Origin of the sequence: Dysosmobacter acutus, assembly GCF_018919205.1 — a bacterium.
GTDB lineage: Bacteria > Bacillota > Clostridia > Oscillospirales > Oscillospiraceae > Oscillibacter > Oscillibacter acutus.
On sequence record NZ_JAHLQN010000001.1, the window covers coordinates 2,198,557 to 2,222,930 of the forward strand.

The window sequence follows — 24,374 nt, forward strand, 5'->3', positions numbered from 1 at the left end:
CGGAATAATATGTTACTTGAAGGAAGGTGCAGCAGTGAAAAAAGGATTTACCTTGATGGAGATGCTGATTGTCGTGGCAATCATCGCCGTTCTGGCGGCGATCGCGGTTCCGACGTTCGCCCATCGCATGGACACCACCCGTGAAGTGGCCTGTTCAGCCAACCGCAGGACGCTGCGCCAGGAGGTCACTCTGGCGCGGTTTCAAAACAGCGCTGTATCCCTAAAGGAGCTCAATGAGATGGTCACGGACCGCGGTGTCACCTGCCCTGGCGGCGGCACTTATTCCGTAGAGCAGGCGGGTGATGCCTGCCTGGTGGTCTGCTCCAAGCACACCAAACAGGTGGACGGCAGTTTACTGGTAGACCAGTTTGCCAAGGGCTTGCAGGCTGTGTTGGACGCCAACAGCGAGATGAGCAGCAAATGGACGGACAGTACTGCCAACACCCGTGTGGATTCCGGTGGAAAGAACTGGGCTCCCACGGTAACCGGAGCCATGGACCGCTATCCCGACCTTGCCATACAGTCCTGGGTGATCTTGAACAACAAGACAGGCTCCTCTCCCGCCGGAGTGGAATATGTCTGGTCCACCTATGACGTCAGCGCCGGAGCATATAAGCAGGTCCCGGCGATCTCCTACTCAGTTGATACGGGCAAATACTCCGTGGCGATGAGCAATGTGGCGCTCTACAGCAGTACAGACGCCTCCGATGGCAGTCTGTATTCCTATTATGTTTTTGCGAATAACGCGCAAAACAGTGGGTTCAACCATACCGGGGAAAAGAATTTAACTTACGAAGAGGCCCTTTCGCTCTATAATCAGCTGAGTCCGGTAAAAAAATAGGCCACGAAAAAAATACCCTTGCAAAGCGCTTCCGGGTGTGGTAATATCATTTTTGCATCCGGGTGTGGCGAAGTTTGGTATCGCGCTTGAATGGGGTTCAAGAGGCCGCTGGTTCGAATCCAGTCACTCGGACCAAACAATGATAATCCGAACTATATGATTCAGGTGGGTCATATAGTTCGGGTTTATCATTTCTATTGAGAATGTACTATGATAAGCAAGGGCGGGAACATATTCCTGCCCTTGCTCACTTGATATGCTTTATGCTATTATGTAATTATTGAAGATCCTCTTAATATAAAAGAGTTTGAAAGGAGGTTCCGAATGAAAAAGAAAACTAAATATACGATTATTGTTTCCCTTGTTGCCCTTGTCTATTTCATCCAGCTTTATCGTGGCCTTTTTCCTGCTCCCATACCAGGCATGATTCAAACTGGTGCCAAAAGTGAACCTTTAGGTGCATACATAGCCGCCTTTCTTTCTGCGATTTTAACATGGGGTTTGCTTGAAGGATTATATGGGCTATTTGAAAAATTCAAGAAGAAATAATTTAGTTTTCAATGTCAAATATATCACAGGAACACTTTATGGGTGTCTATATTTTTAACTTCATAATGTGTGTATAGAGTAAGGCGGGAGCATCGGTTAAGATGTTCCCGCATTGTCGCTTATTCGTTCTTCATAATTGTTGGCGGTCAGCTCAATGTCAAAGTTTCCATCCGCTCCCAAACGCCTTTCAGGTGAAAAAGAACAAGCCCGAAAGATGGATCGACCACTCTTCCGGGCTTATCATTCATTTCTATCACAGATTTCCAAACGGGAACCCGCATTTCCCAAAAACAAGAATCACCAGCCCGTCGATCAACGCCATGGACAGGGCCACCGGGAGCACCTTTCGGATGATCTTTCCCTCCTGGCCGGAAAGGCCCGTGGTGGAGGTTCCAAGGATGACATTTCCCGGGGCAAACGCAGTGCCGATCACACCGCCAGCCGTCTGCGCCCCCATGAGCAGGGACGCATTCAGGCCAAGGAACTCAGCCATCTGCGTCTGAAAGCTGCCAAAGAGGATATTGGAAGACATATTGCTGCTTGTCACAAAACTTCCCACCATTCCAACCAGAGACGCCACAAAGAGATAGCTGGAGCCCAAGATCTGCGCGATTCCCCGGGAGAGCACATAAATCTGCCCACTGGAGCTCATGATCCTCGAGAGGACCAGCAGTGAGAGAATCGCGACAGAGGACGAGGCAGCCTTTTGAACGGTGCGCTTCCAGATCGAGCGCAGGCTCTTTCGCGTGATCACGCCGATTTTTCCATAGTAGAGACACCCGATTACCACCGAGAGCATAAGGAATGTACCCGCGAAGGTCAGCGGCGTCAGAGGGGAGAAGCAGGCCTCTGCCGGCGTTTCATACCCATATCCCGTAACGCTTGCCGGAAATGGGAAACCCACTCTCCACTGCTTCAGCAGCTGGTTGAGGGGAGAAATGAGCAGGCAGGTAATGGCCAGCACCGTCAAAATGATATAGGGAAACAGAGCCTGAACAAAGGAGATGGGTTTCCCCTCTGTGCTCTGTTCGGGAACGGACGTCATGATGCCGCTCTCTATCTCCCACTTGCGGTGATATTTCGGCGTTCTGCAGGCTGCTATTGCCACAAGCATCGAGATGCAGGCGGGAAGGAAGCAGGAGATGGTGGAATTGATCTGGGAAAAGAGAAGCTGGCCTCCGCCCTGTACCACGCTGATCAAAAGGATCACCGGGAAGCCCTCCTTAACGGCGGCCCATTTCCCATAAAACCAGGCCAGCAGCAGCCCGGCAACAAAATTGTACAGCCAGATCAAAATGCATGCAATAAAAGCGGCCATAGCCGCAGTGTCCTCCGAAACATTTACCTGGGTCAGCAGCGCCTGCCAAGCGATCGCCAGCGTTCCAAACGTTCCGCCCCAGGAATGGCACAGCAGGACGATGACAACGGACCACAGCGGGGCAACTCCAATGCTGACCAGCAGCGGGGCTCCGACCGCCACCGCAACGCCAAATCCTGTGATTCCCTGCAGAAAGCTTGGAAATATCCAGCCCAGCAGGATAATCTGCATCAGTTTATGGGCTGTAAAGTGGTCCAGGCTCCTGCGTAACACCTGAAACGCGTGGACCTGGTTGGACATCTCATACAGCAGCAGCGCGGGCCACACCACCAAAAGAATGCTGACGGCGCTCCATATACCTTTGCCGCTTTCGACCACAACAGCCGAAAGGTTCATCCGGAAAAAAACTATTGCCGATACGATCGTAATGCACAGGGTAATTGGAGCAGCCTTTGATGCGGGCCAATTGCGTGCCACCATGACGCCAATCAGGAAGACAATTGGGAAGGCCGATAGAATCCACAATGGAATTGATAAAGATATTGTCATTGTACGCTGCTCCTGTGTCAGATTTTGTGCGTAAACTTAAAAAATGTGGGGCTGATTAAAAAGATATCTACTTCTTAATCAGCCCCATGCGTTGCTCAGATTCCCAGGATCGCTGAATTCCGGACCATGCGGAATGTGGAACAGTTGATCACGGCTTATTATACTGTGCCAGCACCAACTTGAGCAGTCCCATTTTCTCCAGCGTCTCTTCCTCTAACATCATAGTGAGATAGACCAGTCCGCTGGTCCTTCCAATTCCGATTTCGCCGCCAACTGTAGCCCGGTTCATCAGTTCTCCTCTGGGGAGTCCCGTGAGTTTTTGGGCCCGGTCAAGGGCATTGTCCATTCCTTCATTCATATTTGTCCCGGAACCGACAAACTGAATGGGGTAACTGCGGACCGACAAACTCTTCCCATAGGGGGCAAGCAGCTTGTTCGCCCGCTCATACTCCTCTTTGGAGAACGGGACAAACCGGCTGTCTATCTCGGAAACGGAGGGAATCAGAACAGGTCCCTCCATATTCAAATTTTTGATCAGCGCCACGCGAACGCTCACCCGGGCGGAGATGTCAAGCGTATGGCCGGCAATCTCGCCGTCCCCCTGCGTAAAATGCACATCTCCAACGTATACGCCCGCTCCCGGCACAAGGACCGGGCTGATGACGACGCACCCCTCCCCCACAGACTTGATGTCCATGTGGGCGTCGGTGATCTGCTCCTTGCCCACAGGCTCAAAAAGATCAGTATTTCCAACGGAGAGATAGCAGTCCCCCGCGTTCTTGGAGGCGGGAATCCGGCCCGACGGGGAGCAGCCGATATTTCCCACCATCGGACGGGAACGGACTACCAAACCGGAAAAATCAGCCCTGCCAAGGATGGTGGCCAGATGCTGCTTTGCGCCTTTGGGCAGATAGAGCTTTCCCTCCAGGGTGTCCTGCGCGATCTGCTGGGCCGTTTCTCCATCCACCACGACCGCCAGACCGCTCTCATCATCGCAGACGACGGTGTACCCGTTCTCAAAGGTCTGGGGCAGGATGGGTTTGCCGCATTTTTTACAGCGGACGGCCTCTTCTCCCGTGCCGCTCAGCTCCGTCTCCGGATTGCTGATGTGACAGAAGGGGCAAATTGCCTTGACAGACGGGTCCTTGTCGAAAAAGCCCGGGTTTACGCGTCCGGTACCGGAGGAGGTCGCAGAGGAAAGCACCTCCACCTTTTCAATGGTGAGGGCCACCGCGTCTCCGGGTTCGGCGCCATTGACCCATACCGGGCCTGTAATCTCATGGCCTCCCGAAACGCTGGGCGTGATCATCGGCCCCCAGCAGCCCGGAGCCGTTTCAAGAACAAGGAGGTCTCCGTCGGAGACACAGACCTCTTTCCCTATGCCCTCTCCGATGATGCTTGTGATCTGGTCCGCGGTACAAATATGATTTGCCATAGAGTCCCCCTATCTGACGGTTGACTTTTTATCTGAAAATTGCTTCCACCAATTCAGGATTGGTTACCTTTGTTGCCTTGCTGACCACAACGATGACGATTGCGGACACCAGCATGCCCCAGATCAGGGGGTTAAAGCCCAGCAGGTTGGTGGTGATCGGCAGCGCATAGAGGCCGATCAGGGTGAGGAAGCCGGAGATCATACCCGCAGTGGCCGCGGCGGAGGTTGTCTTTTTCCAGAAGAAGCCGAAGATAATCGGCATGGTGAAGGATGCCGCGTAGCCATTGACGGCAAACATGACGATATCCTGCAAAAAGGCGGGCGGATTAAGAGACAGGAACATGACGACCATGGCGATGACCAGCGTCACGATATAGGTAGTGGCCTTCAGGCTCTTGTCGGTCAGGGGTTTTGTGGAGCTGCGCTGATAGATGTCCTTGATGATGGCGCTGGACACGGTGAGGATCAGACCGGAAACCGTGGACATCACCGCGGCAAAGGGCGCGCACATCAAAATGCCGGCCAAATACTTTCCGCAGTAAGTGAGGACGATCGTCGGGAAAATCTGATCCGGCACTTCCAGGGAGGGGATCAGGGCGCGGGCGGCCTGAGCGCTGAGGAACAGGGAGAAGAACCACACCATGCAGATCATGCTGATCAGAGCGCCGGCGCGCTTCAGGGACTTGGTATCCTTCACGGTGAAGATTCTGGTCACAACGTGGGGCTGCGCCATCACGGCAACGCCAAGGGTGAAGAAGGTGGAGAAGCCGGTGGCCAGGGGCAGGTAGTTGTTGGGTCCCGGAGGCGTCAGCAGGGCCGGATCAATGGCCATCTGAGCGGAGGTGATCGCCGAAATGCCGCCGGCCTTGCTGATCATAATACCGCAGATCAGGACCGAGCCGCCCAGCATAATAATGCCCTGTACCAATGCGTTGTACGCAACACCGCGGATGCCTCCGACGACGGTGTAGATCGCGGTTACCACCGCAAAGAGGAGAATTGCCATGGTGTAGTCAAACCCAAAGAAGGTTTCGATGATCCGGGCCGCGGCGGTATACTGGGAAACCATGTACGCAACGCCGAACACAATGATGGAGCAGGCGGCGATGATGCCCATCCAGCGGCTGCCGAACCGCTCCGCAAAGAGGTCGGGCAGTGTCACGCAGCCGTTGTCAGAGGCAAAGCGGGCAATGCGTCTGCCGATCATCAGCATGCCGCAGATGCCAAGGATTGCCGCGCCGGCCTGCCAGAGGATGGTGCACCAGCCATAGGAATAGTACACAGACGGTGTGCCGATAAACGTACCGCCGCTGGTCCAGGATGTGGCCCAGAGGAATGCAACCACCCAGGGACCAAAGGAGCGGCCGGCCACATAGTACTCATTCTGGAAGTTTTTGCTGTTTTTCCGCTTGTAATACGCATATACGGAGATGAAAATCAAAACTGCAAAATAGGCAAAGAACAATACTTTTGTAATCGGAGCAACTTCGATCTGCATTATTCCACATCTCCTTTCATGACCTTAAAGCCATAAATGGCGGTAAGGATGACCATCAGGATCCACGGAATGAACACGCCAAAGACCGCCCATGCGGGGAAGCCGGCGATAAATGCCACCTCTCCCCCCTGGCTGTAGCCAAGGATCCAGCAAATGAGACAGCTCAACAGGATGTAGACGCTTGCGGCAATTGCACAGAACTTGAACTCCTTGAAGCACACTGCATAAAATCCGGGTTTCTGGTTGTTCTTGTTTTCCTTTTCCATAATATCACTCTCCCTTTCTATTTGCCATCTCTCTATCTCAACACAGGAAGCGCTGCGGCGTTTCAAGAACGTTGAACCGGCAGGCGTCCACCCGTGCATCGACCCAAACGTACCGTCAATTATCCAAGACGCCTGTGGGCAACACCGACCCAGATCTTAGCGCCGCTGAGAAGCGCATCATGATTAAAGAAAGAATGGTTGGCGTGTAAAAACGGAGTAAAGGAGGCGCCAAGACTGATATAAGCGGCTTTCACCCCCATATGATTGCTGTAATTGTGGAAGTCCTCAGAGGTGGTGGCCGGGCAGGCGTCAGTCACATTCTCAGCGCCAAGCACATCGCAGAGGACCGACTTTACCTCGTCGCAGAGCGCCGGGTCATAGCTGGCGGAGTAGCAGATCACCTCATCGCTGATCTCCGCTGTTGCGCCCACCGAGACGGCGGCGTGCTCGGCGGCAACTTTCAGCTTTTCAATGATCTGCGCCATGGTGTCGTTCGTATCCGCGCGGATGTCGAATACCAGCAGGGCCTTATCCGGGATGGTGTTGTGGCTGCTGCCATCCGCCTTGAAAATTGTGACTTTACACGAATAGGGTGAACGGGAATCACAGCGGATGCAGTTGACCGCGTTGACAATCTGAACGCCGGCCTCCGTGGCGTTGATTCCAAGATAGGGCAAGGAGGCGTGGGCATTGCGCCCATGAACGGTAACTTCCACCCGGCCGTAGGACTTGTGCAGCAGCCTGGGCGCGGCGTGCCCGTACTGCTCCTCCTGATCCGGCTGGAGGTGCATGCCGACGATCTCCTCCATGTCGCTGATGTACCCGCTGTCGATGACGGACAGAGAACCCTTCAGCGTCTCTTCCGCGGGCTGAAAAATAAAATATACCTTTCCTCTTTTGATTCCCTCTTCTTTAAGCTGCTTGGCCGCGGCTATCAGCATCGTGATGTTGCCGTCATGCCCGCAGGCGTGGTACTTCTCCACTTCTCCATCAACCGTAAACGCGAGGCAGTCGATGTCCGCGCGCAGGCCAAGCACAGGGCCGGGGCTGCCGGAATCCAGTACAGCGATGGCCCCCGTGCCCGAGGGGAACACCTTTGGCGCATAGCCGAAGCTCTCCAGCAGTTCGACAATGTGCTTTGTGGTTTCAAATTCCTCAAAGCCAAGTTCAGGATGCTCATGAAAATACGTCCAGGTGGTTTCAACAAACTCTTTCATAAATGACCTCCTACACAAAACTACACGCAACTTACACGCAGAGACTGTGGAAGGGAACCCAAGTGGTTTGAACCGCGGATCACTTTCAGAACGTCTGACTGTTTATTCGATTGAAAACCAAAATTGGAATTATTGATTACATAAATTATGCTATAACTTTCTAAAACAAATTGCAAGTATTTTGCCGATAAATATTCCTTTTTATATGATAATTTACGTATTGCACAAACCGGCAAGATGAAATATAATAAAACCCACAGAGCTGCAAGGAGAAATGCGTATGTTTAAAGGGTTTAAGGACCTTGATGAAATTGACGAAAAAATTCTGGATATGCTGGCCGAAAATGCGCGGATGTCCTATGTCGATGTGGGCAATGCCGTGGGCCTTTCACGTGTGGCCGCAAAGGCAAGGGTACAGGCGTTGGAATCCGCCGGTATCATCGACAAGTACGTCACGGTGATCAACCTTGCCAAATTGGATAACACCGTGTCCCTCTACCTGGATTTGGAACTGGAGCCCCGGCATGTGGAGGAGGCCATTGCGCGATTGCAGCAGACTCCAAACATCACCCAGATCTATCTGATGACGGGCGCTTCCAAGCTGCACGCCCACGCGGTGGTCAGCAGTGACGGAGAATTGGAACGCTTGATTACCGATGTGGTCTACACGCTGCCCGGGTTGATACATGCAACCTGCGAGACGATTTTGCGCCGCATCAAAGATGTGAAGGGTATCCGCTTATAAAAAAGGGGCACCGCCCAGCCGGTTTGGCTGGGCGGTGCCTGATTATTCGGACTTTCTCCTGAGATCAGCCGCTTCTCCCCTGCCGTCTGCGAAAAAGCGCATCCGTTCCGGACCGGGGAGTTTTTGCAACCCCCGGACGGACCAGCCCTCTTTCCTATGCCTTCCCGTTCAGGCGGAATTCCATATAAACCGGATTGTGGTCCGACCAGGCAAAGCCGGTATCCGCCACGCCGCTCTTTTCCACGGACACGTTGTCCGAGACCAAAAAACCGTCAACCGTCAGCGTGTACGCGGTGTCCGCGTCATAGGGCCGGTCCGCGTTGCGGCAGGAGGCCACCGGGCGCTCTTCATCCAGCGGCGCCACCAGTCCGAGTCCCTCCGGCACCGAGTCCGCCGGGAAGGGCTGGGCCCAGCTGTACTCCTCTCCGGAGGCGCCGAACACGGCGGAGGAATCCCCAAGCAAGTCCTTGTTGAAATCACCGCCGCAGATCACATAGTTCCCCTTTCGGTACTCCTCTGCCATCTCTGCCGCAAGCTGATGAAGCTGGGCGTCCGCAATGCTTCCATCCTTTGTATAGGCCGAAAGATGGGCATTGATCAGCACCAGTTCCCTCTCGTTGTCCACCGGCAGGCGGCTCACACTGTAGCAGCGGTCCAAATCCAGGAACTTCCACACTCCCTCCTCCACGGGGAGGCTGCGGCGCAGGCTCTCTCCGATTTGATACGCAGAAAGCGTCATCATGCCGGACCGGGACTTTCCATGGGGCTCGTTCAGCGGCCAAAGGAGGTAGGGGGAATCGTAATTCTGGGCGAATACTACGCCATACCCGGCCATCCGCTCCTGAATCATCGACCGCTCATCCACCTGATAGCTCCGGGTGGAGCCTATATCCACCTCCTGGAATAAGACGAATTGAGGGCCCAGGGACTCCACGGCGTCCAGGGCGCCGCCGATGTTCTCCTCCACCGCCTCTTTGGACCTGGCCCGGGACTCCCGGCCTCCATCCATAAAAAAGCTGTAGTCGGCGCTGTAGGCGCCAAACCCCACATTGTAAGATACTATTTTATATAATGTATCCGCCTCCACCAAGGATTCCTGATTGCACTCGACATCTATCCTCAGTTCATCTTCCACCCGGTAATAGGCGGCACAGGCGTAAATCACATATCCTGCCGCGGCCAGAATCAGTACCAGGAGGATGCAAATTCCCCATTTGAATACTCGCTTCACCGATTTCCCTCCTTTTCAGCACATTCTACCCAACTTGACGGAAAAAAGCAACCTTTCAGGCGGTTCTTGACTTTTTTTGCTCTGTGGCATACAATGCAGTTATTGAATTGTTGTCTGATATTCCATGCAGAATCTTCATGGGAGTGTTGTTTATGGATATTACCAAATACGAAGTGCTCTTGCGGGCCGTGGACTGCGGCAGCCTCACCCGCGCCGCGGAGGAGATGGGCTATACCCAGTCGGGCATCAGCCACATGATGAAAAGCCTTGAGACCGAGTTTGGGTTCCCCCTTCTGGTGCGCGGCCGCTCCGGCGTTACGCTGACCAAGGGCGGCGAATCCATCCTGCCCTATATCCGGACCATCGTCAACGCCAACCGCCATCTGAACCAGAACGTCTCGGAACTCAACGGGCTGGACACCGGCGAGATCAACATCGGCGAATTCGCCAGCATATCCATCTCCTGGATGCCCAATATCATCGACGAGTTCCATAGGGACTATCCCAACATCATGCTGCACCTCATTGAGGGCTCCACCCAGGAGCTGGAGAAACTGCTGGAGGAAAACCGTCTGGACTTTGCCTTCTGCAGCTTTCAGCCCCACATGCACTATGACTGGTTTCCGCTGAAGCGTGACCCGATCCTTGCCATCTTGCCGCTGAACCACCCCTGCGCCAATTTTGACAGCTATCCCATCTCCGCCTTTCAGAACGAACCCTTTGTCATCCCCTCCATGGGTGTGGATTACGACATCATGCGGGTGCTGAAGGAGGCCAAGGTACAGCCCGCGTGCCCCTTCTCCACCATGGATGACTACGCAGCCATCGCAATGGTGGAAAAGGGACTGTGCGTCAGCCTGAGCTATGAAATGCTGCTCAAGGGCAATCCAAGCAAGGTGGCGATTGTGGAGCTGGATCCGCCACAGTACCGTACCATCGGCATCATCGCCCCCTCCTTTGAAGCGCTGTCCCCGGCGGCCCGGAAGTTTGTCTCTTACGCCAAGCGCATCGTCCCCACCCTCCCCTGAGCCGCATGTATATATGAAGGAATCAAAAAGAAACCCGCCGCCTTTTGGGCAGCGGGTTTCTTTTGCAAAATAAAGAGAGGGGAGGGAGGTATATAGAAAACAGGATATACTATCCCGTTTTGGCAAATGGGAAACGTGAATCGCGACTGGCCGCACGCATCGCAGCATTTTCACATTTTTTCTCTCTGTAAGTATTCTATTTTATTTTTTCCCATTCGTAAAGCGTCATAAGTGCATATCTAACATGAGGGTTTCTACTGTCAAAGTGTACAAAAAATCGATTGTATTGTATGGTATTTATTCTTCATTTCTTTTATTTTTACATTTTTTTCAAATTTTATTCTCCTTTTTCCCGCTAATATCTGACTCTGCGCGCCAGGCTCCCATTTGGAACATTTTATAATCTGTTATGAATTTTTTTCATGCTTTCGCTCCTTCTTCCAGAAAATTTCCATTTATTCTGTAATCATTTGTTACCATTTTGCATATATTTGGAGTGTTCTTGTCGCATTTGATCCCGAATTTTTCAACCCATGTGGGGGATCATCTACAGTTTTAATATAAAAAACTTGACAAAAGTGGTGGGATGTATTATACTAACGCAAGTTTTCCGACCGGTAACAAAAGTTACAAGTCGTTTTCACTCTGTTATTTTTTTGAATAGCAAATGCAAAAAGAGGAAATGATTGGATTGGGAAATTTTTCAGGAGGTCTCTTATGTTTAGCAATTTGAAAGCCCATGCCGCGTTTTTCTGGCGCACGTTTTTCTGCTGCCTGACAACCGCTCTGGTTTTGTGCACATTCCTGGGGTCTGAGAAAGCTGATGCTCTGTATATCCTCACCGGCACCGACGATACCGCCCTGGTATTGGACGACTCCGCGGACACTGCCGGCTTCTCCTCCAGGCTGATTACCATCGGCGGCAGCTCCGCCAACCCTGAGGTGATCCTCAACGACGGCACCATGGTCTCCATCTCCTACAACGGCGCGTCCGTTTCCGCTGCATCCCGCCAGGAGACGGTCACCTCCCTTTTGAACCGCATGCACATCGAGCCCGGTCCTCTGGATATGATCGCAGTGGACCTGAGCGCCCCTGTGATGAGGATTACGGTGGCCTCCGACCTCACCTTCTATGAGAAGATTGAGGCGGAAAAGCCCTTTGAAACCGTGCGGGTGGCCAACCCCGCCATGGCGAAGGGCACGGAAACCGTGACTCAGGAGGGCCGCAGCGGCACCGTTACCGCCACTTACGAGGTGATCTATGCCAACGGTCAGGAAATCTCCCGCCAGCTGGTGGAGGAGAGCGGCGACACCTCTGTGGACCAGGTGGTGGAGTACGGCACTGCGGTCACCTCTGTGGACCGGTCCGACCGGATCGCCAGGGTAAACGCCGGCAGCGACGGCAGCGGCTATCTGACCTTCGCCTCCGGCGCCACCATGCCCTATGAAAAGGTCATCACCTGCTCCGCCACCGCCTATACCAGCGGCCACGACGGCGTGGGCACCCGCACCTCGACCGGTACCACCGTGCGCCACGGCACCGTGGCCGTGGACCCCAACACCATCCCCTACGGCACCAAGATGTATATCGTCAGCAGCGACGGCAGCGTCGTCTATGGCACTGCCGTGGCAGAGGATACCGGCGGAGCCATACGCGGCAACCGGCTGGACCTTTACTACGAAACCTACAATGAATGCATTCAGTTCGGACGGCGCAACTGCACTGTCTACGTGCTTGGCTGAGCAAACGCTCCCGGTTTGACGACCGGGAGCGTTTTTTCTCTTTCTTCCTCCTGAAAATCTGATATAATAACTAAGGCAATTGCGGCGGGAGTTCGGCCGATCCCGCCGCATACTCACCGCGCGGGCCGGATACCCTCCTATGAATGCAAACTTCCGAAAGGCGGACGACATATGAACCTCTGTGACTTAAATACCATACGGGCCCTTTTGGGGCGCCATGGGTTCCGGTTTTCCAAATCCATGGGACAGAACTTCCTCATCGAGCCCTCCGTCCCCCGGGACATCGCCGAAGCCTCCGGCGCGGACAGCAGCTGCGGCGTACTGGAGATCGGACCGGGCATTGGCCCGCTGACCGTACAGCTTGCCCGCCGGGCAGGCAAGGTGGCGGCTGTGGAGCTGGACCGCACCCTCCTTCCCGTGCTTGGGGAGACGCTTGCGGAGTACGACAACGTGGAGGTCATCTCCGGAGATGTGATGAAAACAGACCTCAGGCAGCTGGCATCGGAGCATCTGACGGGCCTGCGGCCCATGGTGTGCGCGAACCTCCCCTACAACATCACCACGCCTGTGCTGACCCGGATCGTAGAGGCGGGCTGCTTCACCAGCCTCACCGTCATGATTCAGCGGGAGGTGGCCCGCCGGATCTGTGCCGCTCCCGGCAGCCCGGACTACGGCGCCTTTTCCCTCTTCATGCAGTACCACACGGAGCCGGAACTGCTGTTTGACGTGCCTCCCGCCTGCTTTTATCCGGCCCCCAAAGTCACCTCCTCCGTCCTTCGCTGCCGGATGCGCCAGACGCCCGCCGTCTCCCCCATGGACGAGGCGTTTTTCTTCCGGGTAGCCCGGGGTGCCTTTGCTCTCCGGCGCAAAACCCTGCTCAACAGCCTCAGCTCCGCCCTTGGGAGCACCTACAGCAAGGAGGCCCTCCGGGACGCCATCGCCGCCTGCGACCTGCCGCCGGATATCCGGGGCGAACGGCTGTCGCTGCAGGAGATGGCGGCTCTGTCCGACCGCCTCTATCAGCTTGGAAAGCAGTAAATACTCCTTGCTATTTTTTACCGTGTATTCTATACTGTAGGTAAGTACGGATGATTGGTTTTTCCTGAGGTACTCGTTTGTCAGTTGGAAATCCGCACAAAAAACGAATCCAACAAGGAGGAAGAGTTATGTCTACTAAATCCCATTACGCTCGGGCCGAAATTGGTCCTGAAAAGGTCGGGTTTGCCAAAACCCGATCTATTATTGAGGCTCCATTTTATGGAAACAATGTCGTTGAGGTCAACTCCCTGAAGGAGGCCTACAAACTGGCGAAGAGCTCCCCCGGCACCGTTGTCACCGACATGCCGGTTTACCGCGGCGAGGAGTTTGGTTTGGATGCCGACGCCAAGGTGCTGCTGTTCAACGACGGATCCATTACCGGCCGCTATGCCCCCGCCCGGCGCATCACCGGCAAACCCGGTGTCAACACCGACAAACTGGATAAAATCCTGATGGACGCGGTCTATGACACCCGCTGGAAGACCATGTACCACGCCGAGGTTTTCATCGGCCTGGACCCTGAATTCATGGTGAAGGCCCATCTGCTGATCCCCAAGGGAGAGGAAAACCTCCTCTACTCCTGGATGCTGAATTTCCAGTACATGTCCGACGAATACGTCAAGATGTACAAGGAATCCAAGAGCGTGGGCGACGGCAGAGAGCCCGACATCTATATCTTCTCCGATCCCCAGTGGACCGGTGCTCCCGGTCAGGAGGATGTCTGCGACCCCAAGTGCCTGTGCTATTTCAACACCGACACCAACTGCGCCGCGATTTTGGGCATGCGCTATTTCGGCGAGCACAAGAAGGGCACATTGACCCTTGCCTGGGCCATTGCCAACCGCAACGGCTACGCCTCCTGCCACGGCGGACAGAAGGAGTATACCCTGGACGACGGCTCCAAGTACGTGGCCGCGGTGTTCGGCCTGTCCGGCTCCGGCAAATCCACTCTGACCCATGCCAAGCACGGCGGAAAGTATCCCTCCATCAAGGTGCTGCACGACGACGCGTTTATCATCAACTCCGACACCTGCTCCTCCATCGCTCTGGAACCTACATACTTTGACAAGACCGCCGACTATCCGGTCAACTCCGAGGACAATAAGTACCTGCTGACGGTGCAGAACTGCTCCGCCACGCTTGATGAGGACGGCAAGGTGGTCCTGGTCACCGAGGATGTGCGCAACGGCAATGGCCGGGCCATCAAGTCCAAGCTTTGGTCCCCCAACCGGGTGGATAAGATCGAATCCCCTGTCAACGCCATCTTTTGGATCATGAAGGACCCCACCATTCCCCCAATTGTCAGGCTCAAGGGTGCGTCTCTGGCCTCCGTCATGGGCGCCACTCTGGCCACAAAGCGTTCCTCTGCCGAGCGGCTGAAGGCCGGCGTGGACCCCAACGCCCTGGTGGTGGAGCCCTATGCCAATCCCTTCCGCACCTATCCCCTGGTGAATGACTATGAGAAGTTCAAGAAGCTTGTGGCCGAAAAGAATGTGGCCTGCTACATCATCAACACCGGCGAGTTCATGGGCAAGAAGGTGAAGAAGGAGGACACTCTTGGCGTGCTGGAGGCCGTTGTGGAGGGAAAGGCTCAGTTTAAGCCCTGGGGCCCCTTCTCCGACATTGATATCTATGAGTGGGACGGCTTTGTGCCCGATCTGTCCGACAAGGAGTATGTGTCGCAGCTTAAGGCCCGCATGCAGGACCGTCTGGACTACGTGTTGAATCTTGATACCACGGAGGGCGGCTTCAACAAGCTGCCTGCCGATGCGGCCGATGCCATCCGTCAGGTGGTGGATGAGGCCAACTCCCTGTAAGTCCTCCCTGTGCAAAAAAGAGCGCGGACGGTTCCGCGCTCTTTTTTATATATGCACTTCAACAAATAAGCAGGCAGGAACCGCAAGGCGGTCCCTGCCTGCTCCATTCTCGCCGGGCTATTTGACGGGAAATCGCTTTTCCGCCTGCTCCAGATCGGCGATCCAATCCTTCAGGTCCGCCCCGGAGGCCGTCAGCTCTATCTCCACCGTGTCCCAGTCCTCCGGCGCGTTCAGCATGGTGAATGCCACTGCGGTCTGATAGACATCCTCCTCCACCTGTTCCACCGTCAGTTCAAAGTAAGGCTCGGTGAACTCGCTCTCATACAGCCCCTTGATCCCGGCCAGGAGCACCTTCAGTCCGGCAGTCAGCTCCTGAAGCTCAGAGGTGGTCAGGCAGCTGTTGCGGTCAATGGTGACATTTCCCTCCGAATCGGTATAGGTGCCCTTGAGCACCAGCCAGTTGGCATCCTCATCCACGCCATCGGGGAATTCATAGGCCGCCACTTCCACCTTCAGCGACTCCTCATCATTTTTAAATACCATGTGACACTCCTCCTGTTCCCCTGTAGTGTAACACACTTTTTGCTCCTTTAAAAGAGGGAATCCCGGGCTGCCGTCAAAGAAAAGCAGCCTCCGAAGGGGCAATGTCATTAAGCTAAGGCAGAAAAAGACTCCCCGCCTGATTGCGTGAAACAGGCGGGGAGATTTTTCCCTCGCACAAATCCCAGTATAACCGCCGCAAAAGGCCGGTATTTGTGCCTGAATTGCTTAACTTAACGGCCCTTTTTCAATCGCCCGTTAAGTTAAGGGCGCGTTTCTCCCCTTGACAATTCCCCCTGTCCGTCGTATCATGAAATCACAGCAAAAAGCACACACAGGAAGTTGAAGCCCGGCAAAGTCACCGCTAAAATTTCAAGCAAATTTTAGGACAAGCCATAATCTCCAAAGGCAAGGAAGTTGAAAGAAGAGAGTGCAGCAGACGCCGCAGGCGTCGCTGTACTCCTTTGTTTTTTTATGCTGAATATCAAAGCATTGGAGAAAACGGCTATGGCCTATCCTGAAATCGTATCGTCTGATCTGGACGAAGTCATCAACCATGTGCTGAAAAACAGCACCTTTGCCGCGCTGGACAAGCCTGCACGCAGCCGCAAGGTTTCCCGGGCGGACATCATAAAGGCCCTGCTTTTCATGCAGGGCGGCAGCCTGCAAAAGGAACTGCACGAGCTGGGACTGAATATCAGCGCGTCCGCCTTTGTCCAGCGCCGCCGTCAAATCCCCTCCGAGCTGCTGGGGGATATTCTCACAGAACTGCACGCACGCTATGACACACCCAAGACCTATCTGGGTTATCGGGTGCTGGCTGTGGACGGAACAGCCGTCAACATAGCCCGTAACCCGGAATCCCGCTGTTTCGTCTGCAACCCAAGCGCACCACAGGGCTATTGCCAGCTGCACGCCACCCCCATGTATGATATTCTTAACAAAAGCTATCGGGCTTGCGTGATACAGCCCCAGCCGCAGCAGGACGAAATCGGCGCTCTGGACGCCCTTCTCGCGTGGCATGACTTCGAGGAAAAGACGCTTCTTGTGGCTGACAGGGCCTTTTCCAGCTACAATCTGTTCGCTGCGATACAGCAAAAGCCCAACGCGGACTTTCTCATCCGCGTCAAACAGGGGCGGGGAGCCATGCGCGAAGTGGCAACGCTGCCCATGCGGGAACTGGATACGGAAATCAGCTTCACTATCACAACAACGCAGACAAAGGAAGATAAAGAAAAGGGATATATTTTCCTGCAAACGAGAAAGAGGAAAGACCGCGTATATAGCCAAAACACGCGGGCGGGGCGGTGGGATTTCCCGTCGCCCTATCCCATGAAGCTGCGGATCGTGCGCGTCCTGCTGGATACGGGCGAGTATGAAACGCTGGCGACCTCTTTGCCGCCCAGCGTTACGGCACAGCAAATCAAAGCGCTCTACGCGGCCAGATGGGGAATAGAAACTGCCTACAGAGAGCTCAAGTATCATTATGGCCTTGTCAATCTTCATGGGCGGAGCGAGGAGTTTGCCCGGCAGGAAATTTACGCTTCCATGATTATCGCGTCGCTCTGCTCGCGTATCATCAGCCAAGCGGTTGTCAAACAGCACACAGGGGCGGCATATCTCTACAATGTCAACCAGAAAATGGCGGCCTATCTCTGCAAGAAGTTTTTCCGAACGCCGGGCGCGGACGGGGAACAGCTTCTGCGGGACATAGCACGATACACCGAGCCGGTCAGACCGGGGCGGCAGGACGAGCGAAAACTGCGCCCGAAATCCTTTGTGGGATTCCTTTACCGGGTGGCGGCGTAAATACGAAAATCCGGGTTTAGGGGTTACACGATTTTTTACACAGGAACGGGCCGCCCTTTGCCCGTCTCACCCAAACGCATGTTTTTGGTGCGTATCACTTTTCAGAAATGGCGGCAAAAGCCCCGGAAACAGCGGCTTTCAGGGCGTCGTCAAGAAAATACAGCACCAAATACACGATAAATCGCTTAACGATTTTTTACATTGTCTACGACAAATCGCCAAATGAAAAACAGGGAGTTTTATTCCTTAAACAATGATTTTCACTTTTGGCCCAGCTTCTATATCGTTTCAGGGACATGTTGAGTATTGCCCTTTTTGGGCTTTTTCGGCTTGCTCACATATTTTTAAGGCATGGCGGGGACAAGTTAAAAAAAGTACCCCCGCCATTTCAAATGGCGGGGGTACTCGTTTCACATCAGTTTTTTATTTCGCGGGCAGGACGATGACCTGTCCCGCATAGATAGTATTGGCGTTCTTCAAGCGGTCGCTGTTGCGCTCAAAGATGGCCTTGTACTTCATCACATCGCCATAAGTGGCCTTTGCGATAGCGCCCAGTGTGTCCCCGGCCTTGACGGTATAGAGGGTTTCACCTGTGCCAGCCACGGGAGCGGAAATGCGGGCGGTGTTACCCAGTTTCGCGGGCAGGGTCAGCACTCTACACCGGGAACCAGCTTTACGCTCTTGTTGGCGCTGTAAAGCTCGCGCCATACGCCATAAGTGCCGTAGGTGTTCAGCGCGATTGTGCCGTAGGTGTCGCCCTTTTTCACGGCGTAAGTGTCCGGGGACGCGGAGGGGGCGGGCTGTTCGGGCTGGGCGGGTTTATCCGCCGGGACTGTCGGTTCCGCAGGCGTAACGGGCGCGGTGGGAGTGGCAGGTTCCGTAGCGGCACTATTCCCATCACCCAGTTTTAAATAAATCTTATCCGAACCGCTCAACTCAATAATCAAATCGGGGTTCCCTACAAAAGCGTTGTCAGCCGTACCAGTGGCAAGTTCATATGCGGCCATTGTCATACCATACACGCCGCTTTCTTCCAAGACATAACCGTACAGCGAAACAAAACCATATCCTGCATTGTCTTTGACTGTCACCGTGGAACCGGGTTTGATCGTGACCATTGTGACCTCGCTGGATACAGGGTCGCCCTCCATCCCGACAAGTTTAATTGTCGTCTTTGAAATCGATACGGCTTCAAACGCTATTGTTGCGTCGTCTGCCGTGAACGTGTGGGCTTCATAGCCTGCCGCGAATGCTGGCACAGCCAGCCCCATGCACAGGACAAGGGACAAGAAAAGTGTAGCTAATTTTTTCATCCTATGGACTTCCTCTCTCATGTTTTATTGTGCCGGTTTACGCGCGCTTTCTCCTTTCTCTCCGGGCCTACATCCCACGGCACAACGAACAATTATCAAGGTCAGCCCGTATATTTCCGACGGACGGTCCCGGCGGGCGGGAGCCAACGCCCCCGCCCGGGGTGTCCGCCGGAAACATAAAAAGCGGTGTTGAGCGTATAACTCAACACCGCCTGACTGTATCAATCAAAGCGTAACACATAGGTTCCCATTTCCTGTTGTTTGCACTTGAAAAGGAAACGCCGAAACAGTATAATGGGAGATGTGGTGCAGTCGTAAGACTGTTGTGTTGAGTGGGTAAGACACTCTTCATAGGAGCATAGCAGGCTGCAACCTGCTATGCTCTGCCGCTATTTATGTTTCCAATCCAATTTTAACCGATAATGCACAGAAAATCAAGTGTCTTTCGACAACATATTGCAAAAGCTACCCCCGGCCATTCACTCAAATGGACGGGGGTAGCTTTTTTTGCCCTGAACAGAGCTTAACTTAATGACATTGCCGAAGGGGAGGCTGCTTTTCTTTACTGATTTTCCAGCAGCAGTGTGTATTGCTCCTCCGGTCCCACCTGATAGACCCGCTCCACATCCACATCCATGGTGGCAAGGTTCGGCTCCTCCGCCTCGTATCGGATGCAGGTGCCGCAGGAAGAGCTCAGCTTTCGGGGAACCGGCATCATCCGTGCACGGACCCCCTTCCCGGTCAGCGTCCGGCTGGTCATCAGGGCGGACAGATGGGTGTGGAAGGTGGCAATATACAGATTCATTTGCTCAGGCTCAGCCGGAAATCCCGGCCCTCCGGTGCAACAGTGACCTGATAACCGCAGCTTGTCCCAAAGCGGGTGACATTCTCCACAGAGCACTGGTTGTCCACCAGAACCTCCAGGGAGGCGGGAGCGGACTTCTTTACTTCCTTCTGCACCATCACCACGGGCATGGGGCAGGAATACCCTCTTGCATCAACAACCATCGTATGTTCTCCTTTCTCAAACCGTTTCCACGGAGGCGCTGACCGATTCCTTCCTGGGCAGGTTCCACACCGATACGCCCAGCATCACGATCAGTCCGATGATGACCGCGGCCTTACCGGCGGTGGAGATTCCGCCCACCACGATCTCCTTGGCCTCATTGAGGGCGTCGGCGTTGCCGGCCAGGCCAAAGTTGTGCGCAAAGGCCGCGCCCACGACCATGCCAAGCACCGTGACGGCGGAATCGCCGTTGCCCTCTCCGGCCAGGATCAACTGGCGCAGGGGGCATCCGCCCAACAGCACGCTGCCCCAGCCCACAATGGTCATGCCCAGCAGATTCCACAGGTGGCTGCTGTGGGCGATGGGCTGCAGCTCAAAGCCGAACTTGAAGCTGCCGGCGGCCAGGTTGCCTGCCAAAACCACCAGGAAGATGGCCACAAAGCCATAGAGCAGCTTGAAATCCCGGAACAAAATGGCATCGCGGATACCGCCCACCATGCAAAGACGCGCCCTCTGCGCAAGAGCCCCCGCCACAAGGGCGATCACAAGAGCCGCCAGCACCGGCGCATGCTTGGAGCCAGGCCCCTCCTCGCTGAAGCGGAAGAGGGCGGGAACCGCCAAAAAGAGGATCAGCAGACCCGCCATCAGCGCGCTCAGCACGCTGCCCTCGCTCTTGCCCACCTCGTAGGCGCGCTTGAGGGAAAATCCGGCCTTCAGGAACTGCACGCCAATGACAATGCCGATGATGAATCCCAGAAGACCAACCAGGGCGTTGGCGTCTCCGCCGCCCAGGCGGATCACCATGCGCAGCGGGCAGCCCAGGAAGGCCAGCGCGCCGATCATGACAAAGGCGCCCAACACGAAGCGGGTGGCGGGAGAGGATCCCGCTTTGGCGCGAAACTCCCTGGTCGCCACGGACATGATCAAGGCGCCCAACACCAGGCCGATGATCTCCGGGCGGACATACTGCACCTTTGCCGCGCTGTGCATACCCACCGCGCCTGCGATGTCCCGCAGGAAGCAGGCGATGCAAAAGCCCATGTTTGCGGGATTGCCCAGGGCTGTCAGCACCACGGCCGCCGCGCCTACCACCGCGCCGGCAAGCACTACAATCCAGTTGATCTTTTTCATCTCTATGCTCCTATTCACACAAGTTTCCCGCGGAGCCCCGCGGTTTCAACAAGATTCATTATAGGAGCTGATGGCGCAAATATCCAATTCCCGTTTTCGATAACAAAAAGATACGATCGTTTTTACCGATCGTATCTTTTTCTGATCTCTCCACGGATATAGCTGATGAACTCCTGCTCGATCCTGCTGAGCGTCTCCTCCTTGCGCCAGGTGAGGTAGATTTTACGGTATACACCCCCGTCATCCAGGTCAAAGGCTATCAGCTTTCCCGAGTCCACTTCCTCCCGCACGGCAAGTTCCGAGATCACGGAGACGCCCATCCCCTGGGCCACTGTGTTTTTGATGGTCTCGGGGCTGTCCATCCGCGCCACAATATGCAGCTCCTCCGGTGTCAGGCCGCACTTTTTCAGATACTGGTTCAGCACCTGCTTGGTCCCGGAGCTCTCCTCCCGGGAGATCATGGGCTCTTGCAGCAAAAGGGCGCGCCCGCCGGACCCCTGGGCACGGCACTCCCGGTAGTGGGAGGTGTTGGGGCTGATGAGCACAAGCTTGTCCTCCATCAGGGTGTGGTATGTATAGCGCTTGCGGTCCAGGGCGGCGCCTACAAAGCCCAGCCGGACCTCGCCCTGCTCCAACAGCTTGTGGACCTGGGCGCTGTCGCCCCGGCGCAGCAGGTAGCGGCTGTCTCCATACTTGTGCAGAAAACCGGGCAGCAGCTCCGGCAGCACATGCTGGGCCGGCACGGTCGAAGCCCCGATGGTCAGCTCACCGCCCCGGGAACGCTCCGTCATCTCCTGGAGGGCCTGGCAGCGGCCCAGCACATCCCTGGCCGCGCCGTACACCCGCTTGCCCTCCTCCGTCAGCGACACCTTTCTCCGGGCGCCCCGCAGGATCAGCTGAGCGCCCAAGGCCTGCTCCAGGGCGCGGATATGGGCGCTGACGGTGGACTGCGTCAAATACAGCTCCTCAGCAGCACGGGTAAAGCTACTGTATTCAGCCGTGGTCACAAAGGCCTCCAGCTGTCTCAGGTTGATTTCCAGCATCCGCTTCCCCTTCTTATCGTTTCTTTCCATATGACTTTCTCCGCTTGATGTGGTATGCTCTCTTACAGGAGGGATATTTCATGAATACCATCTATCTGGACAACGCGGCCACATCATTTCCAAAACCCGCTGGTGTCAGCGACAGTATGAAGCGCTATATGGACCGCATAGGCGCCACCATCAACCGCTCCGTCTACGCAAGCGCGCAGGACGCCGGGCTTGTGACGCTGCAGCTGCGCCAGCGGCTGGGCAGGCTCTTCTCCTTTTCCGGGCCGCCCACCCACGTCATCCTGACGCCCGGCGCCACCGCCGGATTGAACATGATCCTCAGCGGCTTCCTGCGCCCCGGCGACCACTGCATCGTCAGCTCCATGGAGCATAACGCCGTCATGCGCCCCCTGCTTCGGATGGAGGGCGTGGAGGTGGACCGCATCCCCTGCGACGACAAGGGGCTGGTACAGGTGGACGCCCTGCCCGGCCTCATCCGGAAGAATACCCGTCTGGTGATCCTGGCCCATGGCTCCAATGTCTGCGGCACCGTACAGGACGCCCAGGCCATCGGCGATATCTGCGCCCGGCACGGGATTCCCTTTGCCCTGGACGCCGCCCAAACCGCGGGCCACTACCCCATTGACTTTCAGCGTTTTGGGCTCTCAGCCATGGCGGTCCCGGGCCACAAAGGGCTGCTTGGTCCCTCCGGCATTGGCGCGCTGGTACTGGGAGAGGAGTTCGCCGGACAGCTGACGCCTCTGATTGCCGGCGGTACCGGCAGCGCCTCGGACAGCGAATACCTGCCGCCCTATCTGCCGGACCGCTTTGAGTCCGGGACGCCCAACATGCCGGGCATCTACGGCTTTGAGGCTGCTGTGGGGTTTGTGGAGGAGCAGGGCGTGGACGCGCTCCGCGCCCACGAGATGGAGCTTTGCGGCCGCTTTTTGGACGGCCTCTCTGACCTTCCCGGCCTGCGCCTGTGCGGCACCCGGGACCTCAGATGCCGGGTGGGCGTGCTCTCCGTGGACTTTCTCAACCAGGATAACGCTGAAGCCGCCTTCCGCCTGGAGACGGAGTACGGGATTTTGACCCGCTGCGGCCTCCACTGCGCTCCATCGGCCCATAAGACCTTAGGAACCTTCCCCCAGGGCACGGTCCGTTTCTCCCTGGGCTTTGCCAACAGCAAAGAAGACGTGGACGCGGCGCTCGCCGCCCTGCGGGAACTCAGCGGAGCTTGATGCGCTCTCCGCCCTGATACTCCCCTACGGTCCCGATGCGCTGGGCGCTGGGCACCGCGCCCTTGAGCTCCTCAAACAGGGCGTCGGCATCCTGGGGCGCCACCGCGATCAGCAGCCCGCCGGCGGTCTGGGGATCGTAGAGCAAATCCTGCTTGGCAAGCTCCACCTCTCCTGCGTCCACGCCGGGGGCGGCAAAGGTGCGGTTGCGGTACATGCCCGCCGGCAGCACGCCCATCCGGGCAAACTCCAGCGCCTCGGGAATCAGGTCGATGTCGTCCACGTGGAGGATGATCTCCACATCGCTGCCCTGGGCCATCTCATAGCTGTGGCCCAGCAGGCCGAAGCCGGTGACATCGGTGCAGGAGTGAACCTCGTACTTCACCATAGCGTCCCGGGCCGCCTTGTTCAGCGTGGTCATCATGCGGTTGGCCAGCTCCTGGCCCTCCCTGGACAGGAGTTCCGCCTTGGCCGCGCTGGTCAGCACGCCAATGCCGATGGGCTTGGTCAGCAGCAGCACGTCGCCGGGCTTGGCGTTGGAGTTGCTGAGCATCTTGTCGGGATGTACGAATCCGGTGACGCACAGGCCGTACTTGGGCTCGTCGTCCAAGATGCTGTGGCCGCCGGTGATCAGCGCGCCGGCCTCGTAGACCTTGTCATAGCCGCCCCGGAGCAGCTGATGCACCGCGTCCCTTGGCATGTCCTCGGGGATGGCCATGATGTTCAGGCACAGCTTGGGCTCGCCTCCCATGGCGTACACGTCCGAAAGGGCATTGGTGGCCGCGATCTGGCCGAAGAGATAGGGGTCGTCGGCGATGGGCGGGAAAAAGTCCACCGTCTGGACCAGAGCCAGATCGTCGCTGATCTTGTAGACCGAAGCGTCGTCGCTCTTGTCAAAACCCACCAGCAGGTTGGGGTCGTGATGTACCTTGATCCCCTCTAACAGCTGGGCCAGCACGCCCGCGCCCACCTTGGCGCCGCAGCCGGCGCACTTGGCCAGCTTGGTCAATTTGATGTTCTGTTCTTCCATA

At 55.8% G+C, this 24,374-nt stretch carries 23 protein-coding genes and 1 tRNA gene; 10 read left to right on the forward strand and 14 right to left on the reverse strand.

The window, feature by feature from the left end:
* The first annotated feature begins 34 nt into the window (after positions 1 to 34).
* The 3 genes from KQI82_RS15785 to KQI82_RS10610 all read left to right on the forward strand — a co-directional run bounded on the left by KQI82_RS15785 (position 35) and on the right by KQI82_RS10610 (position 1,390).
* On the forward strand, positions 35 to 841 hold the full coding sequence (locus tag KQI82_RS15785; protein WP_216632726.1) for a prepilin-type N-terminal cleavage/methylation domain-containing protein: 807 nt from the start codon (positions 35 to 37) through the stop codon (positions 839 to 841).
* Positions 842 to 899: 58 nt separating this feature from the next.
* Positions 900 to 976, forward strand: a tRNA-Pro gene (locus KQI82_RS10605).
* Between the two features lie 189 nt (positions 977 to 1,165).
* Complete coding sequence (locus KQI82_RS10610) at positions 1,166 to 1,390, forward strand: hypothetical protein (protein ID WP_216632727.1); 225 nt, start codon at positions 1,166 to 1,168, stop codon at positions 1,388 to 1,390.
* 253 nt (positions 1,391 to 1,643) lie between these two features.
* On the opposite strand, the gene KQI82_RS10615 is transcribed toward KQI82_RS10610, so the two are convergent.
* From KQI82_RS10615 to KQI82_RS10635, 5 genes are all read right to left on the reverse strand, one after another.
* On the reverse strand, positions 1,644 to 3,257 hold the full coding sequence (locus KQI82_RS10615) for an L-lactate permease (RefSeq protein WP_216632728.1): 1,614 nt from the start codon (positions 3,255 to 3,257) through the stop codon (positions 1,644 to 1,646).
* Positions 3,258 to 3,405: 148 nt separating this feature from the next.
* Complete coding sequence (locus KQI82_RS10620) at positions 3,406 to 4,692, reverse strand: acetamidase/formamidase family protein (RefSeq protein WP_216632729.1); 1,287 nt, start codon at positions 4,690 to 4,692, stop codon at positions 3,406 to 3,408.
* Between the two features lie 28 nt (positions 4,693 to 4,720).
* The gene (locus KQI82_RS10625) at positions 4,721 to 6,190 is read right to left on the reverse strand and encodes a sodium/pantothenate symporter (protein WP_216632730.1); all 1,470 of its coding nucleotides are present in this window, start codon (positions 6,188 to 6,190) and stop codon (positions 4,721 to 4,723) included.
* Entirely contained in the window at positions 6,190 to 6,456 is a 267-nt protein-coding gene (locus KQI82_RS10630; RefSeq protein ID WP_216632731.1) for a DUF997 family protein, read from the reverse strand. The genes KQI82_RS10625 and KQI82_RS10630 overlap by 1 nt, the downstream gene beginning before the upstream one ends.
* A gap of 119 nt (positions 6,457 to 6,575) precedes the next feature.
* Positions 6,576 to 7,673 carry an amidohydrolase gene (locus KQI82_RS10635; RefSeq protein ID WP_216632732.1) on the reverse strand — a complete coding sequence of 366 codons (1,098 nt, stop codon included), beginning with the start codon at positions 7,671 to 7,673 and terminating at the stop codon, positions 6,576 to 6,578.
* A gap of 280 nt (positions 7,674 to 7,953) precedes the next feature.
* On the opposite strand from KQI82_RS10635, the gene KQI82_RS10640 reads away from it, so the two are divergent.
* Positions 7,954 to 8,418, forward strand: a complete 465-nt coding sequence (locus KQI82_RS10640; RefSeq protein ID WP_216632733.1) for an Lrp/AsnC family transcriptional regulator — start codon at positions 7,954 to 7,956, stop codon at positions 8,416 to 8,418.
* A 154-nt stretch (positions 8,419 to 8,572) separates the two neighbouring features.
* Here the strand turns inward: KQI82_RS10640 and KQI82_RS10645 are convergent, their stop codons facing one another.
* Complete coding sequence (locus KQI82_RS10645) at positions 8,573 to 9,649, reverse strand: endonuclease/exonuclease/phosphatase family protein (RefSeq protein ID WP_216632734.1); 1,077 nt, start codon at positions 9,647 to 9,649, stop codon at positions 8,573 to 8,575.
* A 152-nt stretch (positions 9,650 to 9,801) separates the two neighbouring features.
* Here KQI82_RS10645 and KQI82_RS10650 point away from each other — a divergent pair, with 152 nt between their 5' ends.
* The 4 genes from KQI82_RS10650 to KQI82_RS10665 all read left to right on the forward strand — a co-directional run bounded on the left by KQI82_RS10650 (position 9,802) and on the right by KQI82_RS10665 (position 15,275).
* The gene (locus KQI82_RS10650) at positions 9,802 to 10,677 is read left to right on the forward strand and encodes a LysR family transcriptional regulator (RefSeq protein ID WP_216632735.1); all 876 of its coding nucleotides are present in this window, start codon (positions 9,802 to 9,804) and stop codon (positions 10,675 to 10,677) included.
* Positions 10,678 to 11,394: 717 nt separating this feature from the next.
* Positions 11,395 to 12,420: a 3D domain-containing protein gene (locus tag KQI82_RS10655; protein ID WP_216632736.1), complete on the forward strand. Its 1,026-nt coding sequence runs from the start codon at positions 11,395 to 11,397 to the stop codon at positions 12,418 to 12,420.
* Between the two features lie 171 nt (positions 12,421 to 12,591).
* The gene (rsmA, locus tag KQI82_RS10660) at positions 12,592 to 13,458 is read left to right on the forward strand and encodes a 16S rRNA (adenine(1518)-N(6)/adenine(1519)-N(6))-dimethyltransferase RsmA (protein WP_216632737.1); all 867 of its coding nucleotides are present in this window, start codon (positions 12,592 to 12,594) and stop codon (positions 13,456 to 13,458) included.
* 128 nt (positions 13,459 to 13,586) lie between these two features.
* The gene (locus tag KQI82_RS10665; protein WP_216632738.1) at positions 13,587 to 15,275 is read left to right on the forward strand and encodes a phosphoenolpyruvate carboxykinase (ATP); all 1,689 of its coding nucleotides are present in this window, start codon (positions 13,587 to 13,589) and stop codon (positions 15,273 to 15,275) included.
* A gap of 117 nt (positions 15,276 to 15,392) precedes the next feature.
* On the opposite strand, the gene KQI82_RS10670 is transcribed toward KQI82_RS10665, so the two are convergent.
* Complete coding sequence (locus KQI82_RS10670; protein WP_216632739.1) at positions 15,393 to 15,818, reverse strand: WapI family immunity protein; 426 nt, start codon at positions 15,816 to 15,818, stop codon at positions 15,393 to 15,395.
* A gap of 504 nt (positions 15,819 to 16,322) precedes the next feature.
* Here KQI82_RS10670 and KQI82_RS10675 point away from each other — a divergent pair.
* A complete protein-coding gene (locus tag KQI82_RS10675) occupies positions 16,323 to 17,624 on the forward strand; it encodes an IS4 family transposase (protein WP_216632740.1) in 1,302 nt (433 codons plus the stop codon).
* Positions 17,625 to 18,047: 423 nt separating this feature from the next.
* Here the strand turns inward: KQI82_RS10675 and KQI82_RS10680 are convergent, their stop codons facing one another.
* The 6 genes from KQI82_RS10680 to KQI82_RS10705 form a co-directional block, all read right to left on the reverse strand.
* The gene (locus KQI82_RS10680; RefSeq protein WP_216632741.1) at positions 18,048 to 18,278 is read right to left on the reverse strand and encodes a LysM peptidoglycan-binding domain-containing protein; all 231 of its coding nucleotides are present in this window, start codon (positions 18,276 to 18,278) and stop codon (positions 18,048 to 18,050) included.
* Complete coding sequence (locus tag KQI82_RS10685) at positions 18,272 to 18,937, reverse strand: LysM peptidoglycan-binding domain-containing protein (RefSeq protein ID WP_216632742.1); 666 nt, start codon at positions 18,935 to 18,937, stop codon at positions 18,272 to 18,274. The genes KQI82_RS10680 and KQI82_RS10685 overlap by 7 nt, the downstream gene beginning before the upstream one ends.
* A 562-nt stretch (positions 18,938 to 19,499) precedes the next feature.
* Positions 19,500 to 19,742, reverse strand: a complete 243-nt coding sequence (locus KQI82_RS10690; RefSeq protein ID WP_216632743.1) for a putative Se/S carrier protein — start codon at positions 19,740 to 19,742, stop codon at positions 19,500 to 19,502.
* Positions 19,739 to 19,945 carry a sulfurtransferase TusA family protein gene (locus KQI82_RS10695; RefSeq protein WP_216632744.1) on the reverse strand — a complete coding sequence of 69 codons (207 nt, stop codon included), beginning with the start codon at positions 19,943 to 19,945 and terminating at the stop codon, positions 19,739 to 19,741. The genes KQI82_RS10690 and KQI82_RS10695 overlap by 4 nt, the downstream gene beginning before the upstream one ends.
* Before the next feature lie 16 nt (positions 19,946 to 19,961).
* Positions 19,962 to 21,074: a YedE family putative selenium transporter gene (yedE, locus tag KQI82_RS10700; RefSeq protein ID WP_216632745.1), complete on the reverse strand. Its 1,113-nt coding sequence runs from the start codon at positions 21,072 to 21,074 to the stop codon at positions 19,962 to 19,964.
* A 122-nt stretch (positions 21,075 to 21,196) separates the two neighbouring features.
* Positions 21,197 to 22,147: a selenium metabolism-associated LysR family transcriptional regulator gene (locus tag KQI82_RS10705; RefSeq protein ID WP_216632746.1), complete on the reverse strand. Its 951-nt coding sequence runs from the start codon at positions 22,145 to 22,147 to the stop codon at positions 21,197 to 21,199.
* Between the two features lie 50 nt (positions 22,148 to 22,197).
* Here KQI82_RS10705 and KQI82_RS10710 point away from each other — a divergent pair, with 50 nt between their 5' ends.
* Positions 22,198 to 23,346 carry an aminotransferase class V-fold PLP-dependent enzyme gene (locus KQI82_RS10710; protein WP_216632747.1) on the forward strand — a complete coding sequence of 383 codons (1,149 nt, stop codon included), beginning with the start codon at positions 22,198 to 22,200 and terminating at the stop codon, positions 23,344 to 23,346.
* On the opposite strand, the gene selD is transcribed toward KQI82_RS10710, so the two are convergent.
* Positions 23,333 to 24,373: a selenide, water dikinase SelD gene (selD, locus tag KQI82_RS10715; RefSeq protein ID WP_216632748.1), complete on the reverse strand. Its 1,041-nt coding sequence runs from the start codon at positions 24,371 to 24,373 to the stop codon at positions 23,333 to 23,335. The genes KQI82_RS10710 and selD overlap by 14 nt on opposite strands.
* Between the last annotated feature and the right edge of the window lies 1 nt (position 24,374).

What these genes read in the sequence shown, in the direction of transcription:
- KQI82_RS10675 (WP_216632740.1), top strand. Translation starts at nt 16,323, where the DNA reads ATGGCCTATCCTGAAATCGTATCGTCTGATCTGGACGAAGTCATCAAC.
- KQI82_RS10630 (WP_216632731.1), bottom strand. Translation starts at nt 6,456, where the DNA reads ATGGAAAAGGAAAACAAGAACAACCAGAAACCCGGATTTTATGCAGTG.
- KQI82_RS10685 (WP_216632742.1), bottom strand. Translation starts at nt 18,937, where the DNA reads ATGAAAAAATTAGCTACACTTTTCTTGTCCCTTGTCCTGTGCATGGGG.
- KQI82_RS10620 (WP_216632729.1), bottom strand. Translation starts at nt 4,692, where the DNA reads ATGGCAAATCATATTTGTACCGCGGACCAGATCACAAGCATCATCGGA.
- KQI82_RS10705 (WP_216632746.1), bottom strand. Translation starts at nt 22,147, where the DNA reads ATGGAAAGAAACGATAAGAAGGGGAAGCGGATGCTGGAAATCAACCTG.
- KQI82_RS10610 (WP_216632727.1), top strand. Translation starts at nt 1,166, where the DNA reads ATGAAAAAGAAAACTAAATATACGATTATTGTTTCCCTTGTTGCCCTT.
- KQI82_RS10650 (WP_216632735.1), top strand. Translation starts at nt 9,802, where the DNA reads ATGGATATTACCAAATACGAAGTGCTCTTGCGGGCCGTGGACTGCGGC.
- KQI82_RS10615 (WP_216632728.1), bottom strand. Translation starts at nt 3,257, where the DNA reads ATGACAATATCTTTATCAATTCCATTGTGGATTCTATCGGCCTTCCCA.
- KQI82_RS10665 (WP_216632738.1), top strand. Translation starts at nt 13,587, where the DNA reads ATGTCTACTAAATCCCATTACGCTCGGGCCGAAATTGGTCCTGAAAAG.
- KQI82_RS10625 (WP_216632730.1), bottom strand. Translation starts at nt 6,190, where the DNA reads ATGCAGATCGAAGTTGCTCCGATTACAAAAGTATTGTTCTTTGCCTAT.
- KQI82_RS10695 (WP_216632744.1), bottom strand. Translation starts at nt 19,945, where the DNA reads ATGGTTGTTGATGCAAGAGGGTATTCCTGCCCCATGCCCGTGGTGATG.
- KQI82_RS10640 (WP_216632733.1), top strand. Translation starts at nt 7,954, where the DNA reads ATGTTTAAAGGGTTTAAGGACCTTGATGAAATTGACGAAAAAATTCTG.
- KQI82_RS10690 (WP_216632743.1), bottom strand. Translation starts at nt 19,742, where the DNA reads ATGAATCTGTATATTGCCACCTTCCACACCCATCTGTCCGCCCTGATG.
- rsmA (WP_216632737.1), top strand. Translation starts at nt 12,592, where the DNA reads ATGAACCTCTGTGACTTAAATACCATACGGGCCCTTTTGGGGCGCCAT.
- selD (WP_216632748.1), bottom strand. Translation starts at nt 24,373, where the DNA reads ATGGAAGAACAGAACATCAAATTGACCAAGCTGGCCAAGTGCGCCGGC.
- KQI82_RS10655 (WP_216632736.1), top strand. Translation starts at nt 11,395, where the DNA reads ATGTTTAGCAATTTGAAAGCCCATGCCGCGTTTTTCTGGCGCACGTTT.
- yedE (WP_216632745.1), bottom strand. Translation starts at nt 21,074, where the DNA reads ATGAAAAAGATCAACTGGATTGTAGTGCTTGCCGGCGCGGTGGTAGGC.
- KQI82_RS10670 (WP_216632739.1), bottom strand. Translation starts at nt 15,818, where the DNA reads ATGGTATTTAAAAATGATGAGGAGTCGCTGAAGGTGGAAGTGGCGGCC.
- KQI82_RS10710 (WP_216632747.1), top strand. Translation starts at nt 22,198, where the DNA reads ATGAATACCATCTATCTGGACAACGCGGCCACATCATTTCCAAAACCC.
- KQI82_RS10635 (WP_216632732.1), bottom strand. Translation starts at nt 7,673, where the DNA reads ATGAAAGAGTTTGTTGAAACCACCTGGACGTATTTTCATGAGCATCCT.